Raw genomic sequence first — 2,642 nt, forward strand, 5'->3', positions numbered from 1 at the left:
GAGCAAGCTTTACCTCTCTCTCAACAAGCTCTCAAAATTCGTGGTAAAAGTTTAGGTACTGACCACCCTGACTATGCTACTTCTCTGAATAACTTAGCCGTATTATATAAGTCAATGGGACAGTACGAGCAAGCTTTACCTCTCCATCAACAAGCTCTCGAAATTCGTGGTAAAAGTTTAGGTACTGAACACCCTAACTATGCTAGTTCTCTGAATAATTTAGCTAACTTATATAAGCTAATGGGACAGTATGAGCAAGCTTTACCTCTCCATCAACAAGCTCTCAAAATTATTGGTAAAATTCTAGGTACTGAACACCCTGGCTATGCTACTTCTCTGAATAACTTAGCCCTATTATATACAGCAACCAACTGCCATAAACCAGCCCTAAAATTAATGCAAGAAGCGGCAGATATTGACTTAAAAACTATCTCGAAAATCTTTAGTATCAGCACCGATAAACAACGCATCATTTATCTTATACAAAACTACTATAAAGTAGAAAGATTTCTCTCTCTCGTTTTCCAACACTTTCCTAATACTCCCGAAGCGGTACAATCTGCCTATAACCTCATCTTAAGACGGAAAGCGATCGCAACCGAAACCGCCATCCTGCAAAAAATCGCCCTTTTATCCCAACAATACGCCCATCTTGCCCCCAAACTCCAACAATGGCAACAAATCAGACAACAACTCGCCAAACGCTGTTTTGATATACCCACCCCCGAACAACTTCCCTACTACCAACAAGAAATTAAATCCCTCGAACAACAAGCGGAAAACCTCGAACGAGAATTAAATATCCCCGAACTTAACCTCGAAAAAGAACTGCAAAACGCTGATTTTCGTACCATCGCTTTAGAATTACCCGAAGGAACTACCCTAATTGAATTTTTCAGGTTTAATAACTACAATTTTCAGGCAATTCCCGCCAACGGTGACGCTGCATCCTTTCCCCCTCGCTATCTCGCCTTTATCCTACCTGCCCAAGCCCCAGAACAGCTAACTATGATAGATTTAGGAGAAGCTGAACCCATAGACAAATTAGTGAAAGAGTTTCGGGAATCGGTAGAAAACCCACGAGGATTAAGTGTGGCCGTATTTAAGAAACAAGAGGATATACTGTCAAAAATTGAACTAAGCCAGCTTATTTTTGACAAAATCAAGCCTTATCTCACCCAAGAATTAATTATCTGTCCCGATGGCGAATTAAACTGCTTACCCTTTGAAATTTTACCCACCGATAAAGGCAGCTACTTAATGGATGAATATCGCTGCAACTTCTTAAATGTAGGGCGAGATATCCTGCGCTTTAAAGCCAAAATTCCCGCAAAAGTCACCTATCCTCTCGTTATCGCTAACCCTGACTATAACTTAGCTAGTCCCGAAAACACGCCATCAACTGCCGAAAATGAGGAAAAATTCCCCTTTAAACCATCCTTACGCAATTTAGCCACCTCTAGACAAGGACAAATATTCAACTCCCTCCCCGGCACCGAAATCGAAGGCGAAAAAATCGCTAAAATACTCAGAGTCAAACCCGTTACCGCCGCCAAAGCTTTAAAACCTCTTGTCTCCAAAGCCCAAAAAGCCCCTTATATTCTCCATATTGCTACTCATGGCTACTTTCTCGGCGATATAACCCCCGAACTGGACACAATTAACCAAAACTTCATGTTATCGAGTCTTTCCGCCTCAGAAAGATTCCAAGTCGGCACCAGACAAAATCCCCTGTTGCGTTCAGGTTTAGCCTTTGCGGGGGTGAATACGATGTTAAACGGCGGTAAACTACCCGAAGAAGCCGAAGATGGCTTATTAACTTCCCTAGACGTGCAATCTATCAACTTAGCAGGGACAGAGTTAGTAGTAACATCCGCCTGTGAAACCGCCTTAGGAGACCTCTACACAGGAGAAACCCTCATCGGTTTGCGTCGTTCCTTCATCCAAGCAGGAGCAAAAACCGTTATTATCAGCCTTTGGAAAGTGGAGGATGTGGCTACCACTATCTTAATGCAGTATTTCTATTATTATCTCCTGAAAGCAAAACTTAGCAAAGCAGAAGCTTTGAGAAAAGCCAAATCTAGCCTCCAGCGTCTCACCATCGCCAAAATGCGTTCCCAATGGCTAACGGAAGATGCCATCAAATCGGCAGAAAAACACAGTATAGGAACTGCTGCCCATTTGCGTGAATTAAGTCAAAAATCTGATTTAGAACGCCCTTATGAAGCTCCTAAGTATTGGGCCGCTTTTATTTGTTTAGGGAATCCAGCCGGTCTTCCGCTTTTACCACAGGCGAGCAAGGGACAAAATCTGAAATGAGGAAACTACAATTTCAAGATATCCCTTTATTTTTAGATTAGCCGAACCTCCTCCCCTTGCCCCCAACCCCCCAACATCGGGGGGGGTTGGGGTAGGGTTGATTCAAGGTAGGGTTGATTCAGTAGGGTTGATTCAAGGTAGGGTTGATTCAAGGTAGGGTTGATTCAAGGTAGGGTTGATTCATGAATCAACCCTACTAGATGAACGTAGCGACTGTCTTGATTGTCAAGGGGTAACTCAAAAAACAATCAAGGAGTTGCTGTCGAACCTAAAATCTCAAGCCAGAAAAAAGCGCAGCAAAAACTAAGTCGCTCAGGTTAAAC

Annotated in this window: 1 protein-coding gene; it reads left to right on the plus strand. The window is 42.8% G+C overall.

The features are described 5' to 3' along the window. A partial coding sequence (locus tag PX481_RS25130) for a CHAT domain-containing protein (RefSeq protein WP_288096681.1) occupies window positions 1-2,319 on the plus strand: 2,319 nt, incomplete at its 5' end. Window positions 2,320-2,642: the final 323 nt, after the last annotated feature.

The sequence above is a fragment of the Microcystis sp. M53603_WE2 genome, from assembly GCF_030065435.1.